The following is a 6929-nucleotide window of genomic DNA, read 5'->3' on the forward strand; positions in this document are numbered from 1 at the left end:
AAATCACTATGTTCAATTCGGTTTATTTTCTTCAGTTTTAGCAGTTTCAGCCACAGCTTGCTTCACGGGTGCTGTTTTTGCTTTGCCTTGTATTTCAGCCAATACTTGATCTCTCGGACCAAACAGCTTGATTTTACCTTCGTTCAACATCATTAACTTGTTAACCGAGCCTAAGATACTAGGTCGATGCGTTATAACAAACACCGTTGCTTTACGCTGCTTTAAGCGGTGTATAGCAAGCATCAAGGCTTTTTCGCCTATGTCATCTAAATTCGAGTTCGGCTCATCAAGTACCACTAATGTTGGGTCATCATATAGCGCACGGGCCAAACCAATTCGTTGGCGCTGACCACCTGATAAACCACTGCCTTGTGAGGCAATGACGGTGTCATAACCGTTCGGTAGAGCGAGTATTAATTTATGAACACCTGCTGATTGTGCAGCCTCAACCACTTTGACGGGATCGACTTCACCAAAGCGGGCAATATTCTCACTGATCGTCCCTTCGAATAATTCAATGTCTTGTGGAAGATATCCAATATGAGGTCCGAGTTCTTCTCTGTTCCAAGCAAAAATATCAGCGCCGTCTAAGCGAATTTTTCCGCTTCTGGTTGGCCAAATGCCTAGTAACCCTCGGGCTAACGTTGACTTACCTGCCGCACTTGGCCCAATCACACCAATGACATCCCCAGCAGCGGCTTGAAAGCTAACCCCTTGGATTGCTGGTAGTTTTGCATTAGGTGGAATAATAGTCGCCGCTTCAAAAGTGACAGCACCATTAGGAGAAGGTAATGACATTGTTTCTTCATCCTCCCCTACTTTCGATAGAATCTCTGATAGTCGACCGTATTGCCCGCGAGCGGCAACAAAGCCTTTCCATGTACCAATCATTTGATCGATCGGTGCCAACGCACGACCTAATAATATAGAGCCTGCAATCATTACCCCTGGAGTAATTTCATTGTTAATCGCTAAATAAGCCCCGACCCCTAGAATTAACGATTGCACCAATATTCTCAATGTTTTGGAAATAGAAGTAATGATACCGGCGCTGTCACTCGCTTCGGTTTGCCAATTTAGAACGCGATATTGTCTTGTTAACCAACGCTCACGTAGGTTACGCAACATGCCCATTGACTCAATCACTTCCGCATTCGCTAAGTTTTGACGTAATGCGTTTCCTGAAGCATTCATTTCATCATTGGCTTTTTTCAACTGTTTGCTGGTCGCATATTCATTAATGACGGCTAAAACAGCCAATAAAATAGCACTGGCCACACCCACCCATCCGTACCAAGGATGGAATAGGAACATGACAGCCAAATAAAGCGGTAGCCACGGAGCGTCAAAAAAGGTAAATAGGCCATTGCCTGTCATAAATTGACGTAAGCCATTTAAATCTTGTACTGGTTGCGCACCACTCATGGTGCCACCGGAATACAATGATTGCTTAAAGCTAACGTCAAATGCTCTTTTGTTTAGCTGCATACTCAAGCGAGTGGCAACACGAACTAATATCCGTGACCTTACCCACTCCAACCCGCCTAATGTCACCATCAATACAACTAAGATAAGAGTGATCATTAATAAGGTTGTCTCACTGCCGCTGGTAATCACTCGGTCATAGACCTGGAGCATATAAAGAGCAGGCACGAGCATTAAAATATTAATGCACATACTAAAGAAGCCAACAGATATAAAAGAAGAGCGGCAAGTCTTAAGAGCTTGCTTCAAGGGATTTGGTTTATTTTCACTCATGAAATGAGAATCTCGGTAAATGGAACACAATAGACTAGATTTAGTGCACGTATATTAGGTCGATCACCAAAAAGTAAAGGGCCACATGCTAAAAACAAAAATAAAGCCTGATGCCAACAGAAAACCTCCATCCTTATAAAAAATGGGGGGTTTATCTAGCAAAACATCACCAAATTCACGATTCAGTGTCCGATTTAAACCACCGTTTAATCCGTAAATAATGATCGGGCTTTATTAGGTTTTAATCGTACACTATAATACGAATATATCCAATATAAGGTTTAATCCGTAAACTGAGGTAATACATGGCAAATATCGCCTATTTGCGTGTCTCTACAGACCGACAAGATGCTGATAATCAAAAGCATGGCATTCTTGAGTACGCCAACGATAGTGGCATGAGCAACTTAACATTCGTTGAAGACACCATCTCGGGAAAAGTGAAATGGCAAGAGCGTAAATTAGGGGAAATGCTTCAGAACGCCAAAAGCCAAGATACGATTATTTTTTCCGAAGTCTCTCGAATAGCTCGTTCTACATTGCAAGTATTAGAAGTTTTAGAATATTGCACAAAGCGACAAATACACGTTCATATTGCCAAACAAAAAATGAGGTTTGATGACTCAATGCAGGCCAAAATAACCGCAACGGTATTAGGTATGGCAGCAGAAATAGAACGTGAATTCATTTCTTTAAGGACACGGGAAGCCCTGGCCGCAAAAAAGAAGATTGGCATGATCTTAGGTCGCCCAAAAGGACCAGCAACCCGTACGAAGTTAGACAAATACCATTTGCAAATTCAAGACCTAATCAACAAAGGGGTCAGCAAACGAAGTATTGCTAAAATAATCGATTGCGCTCCATCGACACTGTATGACTACATTAATCGAAAAAAAATCGTGAAAAGAGACATTAACGAAGGAAAATCGTTAATAATAGTAAAACAGAGAAAACACACCGAATAACAAACATTTATGAATAAAAACAAACACTTATCAACAATATTTAGTTAACCACAAAGGCTTTAATTTTCATCAAAATAGCTAATTCCCGCAAAACGAAATTACATTTAAATTTTGAGTACCAACCCCCAAAAACACCAGTACAAAGCCCCAAAATCAGTGGTTTTAAGAACCCTAAAAATGGCCAAAAATGGCAAAATATTTTCCTTATCTATCAGTAAGTTATGGCTAAAACAGGGGTAAAAACACATTACTTCACGAAATTAGAGTTTCGTGAAGTAATATTATTGATACTGGTACCGTACCACGTTAAATTTTTTACGCGAAAATGATCAGGCAAAATAAGAGAGAAATACAGTGGGGAATCAGGGTTACCAGTTGGTATCTTCAAGGTTCATTAGCGCAGCAGCGATATCATCTCGGCTCGTGCGGCCACCGATTCTCTTCTTAACGCCATCTTCTTCAATGAATAGCTCGCCTTGAGATTGCGGCTTTGGGGAAAAAGCAAAGCAAAGCATGTGTACTGCTCGGCCTTTCTTCTCAGTGGTAAGAGTGATTTCCCAGTCAGACTTTTTATTCAGCTCTCGAACTGATGGCGTAAGAACACGCTGATTCAAGTAAGAAAAGCGGTCGTACTTATTCCCTAAATCGAAAATGATACGAAACTCTTCAACCGAAATTCTCAACCAATTTTCCGGCAAGTGTTTCCGCTCAACTTGGCGTAACAATTCATACAGCCGCACAGTATAAGCACTGTCGAACTTCGCCACATCAAGTAAATCTATCTGGGTAAATTTACTTAGCATCCCAGTTAAATAGTGAGAAACCTTATTACCAAAGCTGATCTTCACCGAGTCAGAGGAGTACTCAGTACTATCTACCCAGTTCATTACTAAGGTCTTTTTTGAAGTCGGGTTAATAGTGACTTGTCGATTCATGAGTTTTCGGGAAGCGTTCTTTAGGTCTCGCCAAGGCTGAGGCGTGTTGTAAAGCGCTTCCCACTGCTTAGCAGTGATCTCAACATTGATGTTTTGCCCTTCTTTAGGCAATTTATGAGAGTCTATTTTGCTAATAGCATGCAATAACAAACGTTTCTCAACAAGAGTCATTGTGTACGCAGAACGGACCAACTCATTGTCTTGGACCGCTACATTAGATTGTTCATTATCGAGTCGAGGGTTCATACTATATTTAACTATTGTTTAAAAAAACGTCACTATTATTATAAAAAGACACATTTAATACAATAGCACACTTAATGATAAAAAAGGGGATTTATAGACTCAGTCCTATTTTATTAAAGGACTAAATATTAAAAACAAACACCATAATCATAACGACAAATTTGACACCTTTAAATTCAATTATTTAAAACAATTAATTTAAAACACATATTTAAACCAACAATAAATAATACTATTTATAGATAAAAACATTCAAAATCCCCTTACACACCCCATTAAAAACGCACGACAAATTTGACACCTTTCGCTTAAAAAAAGGTCGATATAGATGATTTTTTAGTCAGAAAATGCTTTTTTTCAAACAAATTAAAGCCAAAAATACGTCAAAAAAACCTCTCAAATCACTTCAAAATGACCGTAAAAATCACCTCCAAATTACGTCGAAAAAGATAAACTAAAACCACCTCAAAACAGCCCAAAAAAAACCTCTGAAAACACCCCGAAAACGCCAACGACAAATTTGATACCTTTACGACAAATTTGATACCTTTCCACGACAAATTTGATACCTTTCCACGACAAATTTGATACCTTTCCACGACAAATTTGATACCTTTAGGTCGCTACAGCCCAGAAATGGCGGGATCTACAGCGCACCTAAAAAGGTCTTAAAAAGAATTTAAAAATATATTAAAAAGGGAATTTGATGTCTTTTTCGATCTATTTTCAGCCCAAAATACCCTCAAACACAGTTCCAAAAGACACTCATAAAACCCTCTAAAATCCCTCTAAAATGATTGACTATGGAACAGTAAAACAGACACACAACTTTTTGCTTTCCTCCTCAAAACTTTACTTTTCATCATAAAAATTACCTCTTCCAAATGATCGACTGTTTGTGTTACTTTAGCTGGAAATGAAATGAACGACTGGTTATGTCAGTAAGAAAACGAGTAAAAACGACTGTTTGTGTAAACGATTTTATAAAAGACTGTTTGTGTAAATAAATTTAAAAATTAAATAAACAATTAACGCCATTTAAATAACGAACAAATAAATCAGGTATTTAAACTAATATATTTAATTTGAAAAGTTTTCGACCGTTTATGTAAATAAATCAAATAAGCAATGATCGACTATCTGTGTAAATATTTAAAATAGCCAATGATCGACTGTCTGTGTAAATCCCACCTAGAAAACCAATGATCGACCATCTGTGTAAATATTTAAGATTTAACAAGATCGACTATCTGTGACAGTCGATCTTGTCGCTAGGATCGACTGTTTGTGTAAATTTATATTGATCCTTTCCATGCCACTTGAACGCTTTAGTAAAGCTAAAAAATATCGATTACCCCACGAAAACGGCACCCCCACCCATGATCAATACCATGATGAAGTCTTGTTAGGCTGATTCAAGAAGTGCTTTAAGTCATCTGACTCTGAAGTGAGAAATAAGGCTGAAAACAAGTTGTCGTATATCTAAGCAACAACATCCGCAAGGAACAAAAACTTTTTTTAAAAGTCCATATACTGACTAAAATCAGTATAATCACTACTTTACACAGCAATAAGCAGTCTTTTTTCACCTTGAAGCGTACCGTTGCGTTTCAACAACTTACGTAAATGAGTTATGAGCGAAAACACAGACAACATACGAACAAGCCTAGAAACCATTAATCAAGATCCACAGATCAATATGATACCGACGACTGATGGTGAGATCAGTCAGTTGATCGTGGCTGAAGCGAACTACGACCGCTGGTCTAATTTCCTTTTTCCTCATTCAAAAAGCAACGATATATATGGGAAAAGAAAGCGTCAGTGGAGCGTTACCTTGCCTGATGGCGTAGAAAAGTCTGCTCAAATTGAAGTTGTTCCCGCACAAGACGAAAAAAGCTACACAACCAAAAGCTATGATGTGTTCCTTGCTGTAACAGAAATTTGGAAGTCAAGAGACATGACAGACGAAGTCATGGAAATCCACCTTGGAGACATCGCAAAGATTTTAGACCTAAGAGAAAACGGTCGAGTTGTAAACATGATCATGGAAGAGTTACGTTGCTTGCATGACACCAAAGTATCTTGGGTTTTTTCGTTCCATTCCTCTGAAACCAAAGAAGACACCTATAAAAATCAACGTGTGCTCGATACTTTTGACTATGTTCAAAAGTCAGAAAGAAATCACGGAGAAACCAAAACCACCTGTTCTATTCGCTTATCTGAACATATTCGTTTAAACATCAAAAACAAAATCACGGTGCCAGTCAATTTTGCGGCAAGGAAGAAAATTCGCTCCAGCATTGCAAAAGCACTTTACAGTAGATTAGATAATTTACTGTTCCATAATCCAATTTATATCAGAACAGCGCTGGGTCTAATCGAAGACCTAAACGTCAAGCCTGGTCGATATTTGTACAAAAGCCAAAGAAAAAACCTCCTGCAAACGCTGAAGAAAAACCTTCATGGCGCAGAAATGTCGCAAATTGGTTGCTACATTTACGTCGATATTGAAGAAACGCCAGATAAAAAAGACTGGCAATGTATTTTTAGAACCAATCACTCTTCTGGGCAAATTAGCGATAAATCAGAAACGATTGACGGCCAAATTCAGCATGACGACAGCGCCTCACTTTTTGACATGATCGAAAAAGAGATTGGTGCTTGCCCGCAATACACAGAAACCTATCAATTATTAGCGCTGACCTACGAAGCCTCTTTCATTTTAGATGTTATTAAAGAATGGAAAGAAACAACTAGCCTCAACACTGCTATCGAAGACAAACAAAAATACTTTGTGAATCTCATACATCATACTGTTCACAAAAGAGGGCTAAATTGGATTACATCATGTGGAAAGCAATGTCCGCTTAGACCTGAGAATATGCTCTTTTAAAGAGAATCATTCTCTTTTGCGCATTTATCGAAAATTTTTTTGTTGAATAGTGAAAAAATGCCGCTCAGAGGCTCTGTGGAGCCATTTAGCGATATTTTTGTAAAATTCCATGTAAAACGTGGTGTTTGG

The 6929-nt window shown here is 38.6% G+C and carries 4 protein-coding genes; 2 read left to right on the plus strand and 2 right to left on the minus strand.

The annotated features are described in order from the left end of the window. Nucleotides 1-12: 12 nt before the first annotated feature. Nucleotides 13-1758, minus strand: coding sequence for a type I secretion system permease/ATPase (locus ACMUMQ_RS15565; RefSeq protein ID WP_414682826.1), 1746 nt, complete (start codon nucleotides 1756-1758; stop codon nucleotides 13-15). Between the two features lie 305 nt (nucleotides 1759-2063). Between ACMUMQ_RS15565 and ACMUMQ_RS15570 the strand changes: the two genes are divergently transcribed. Continuing rightward, nucleotides 2064-2723 (plus strand): recombinase family protein, encoded by a 660-nt coding sequence (locus tag ACMUMQ_RS15570; protein WP_414682827.1) that lies wholly within the window; start codon nucleotides 2064-2066, stop codon nucleotides 2721-2723. Nucleotides 2724-3091: 368 nt separating this feature from the next. On the opposite strand, the gene ACMUMQ_RS15575 is transcribed toward ACMUMQ_RS15570, so the two are convergent. Further along, nucleotides 3092-3904 carry a replication initiation protein gene (locus ACMUMQ_RS15575; RefSeq protein ID WP_414682828.1) on the minus strand — a complete coding sequence of 271 codons (813 nt, stop codon included), beginning with the start codon at nucleotides 3902-3904 and terminating at the stop codon, nucleotides 3092-3094. 1633 nt (nucleotides 3905-5537) lie between these two features. Here ACMUMQ_RS15575 and ACMUMQ_RS15580 point away from each other — a divergent pair. Beyond that, complete coding sequence (locus ACMUMQ_RS15580; RefSeq protein ID WP_414682829.1) at nucleotides 5538-6800, plus strand: hypothetical protein; 1263 nt, start codon at nucleotides 5538-5540, stop codon at nucleotides 6798-6800. The last annotated feature ends 129 nt before the right edge of the window (nucleotides 6801-6929 follow it).

The sequence above is a fragment of the Marinomonas algae genome (genome assembly GCF_047525555.1).
Classification (GTDB): Bacteria; Pseudomonadota; Gammaproteobacteria; order Pseudomonadales; family Marinomonadaceae; genus Marinomonas.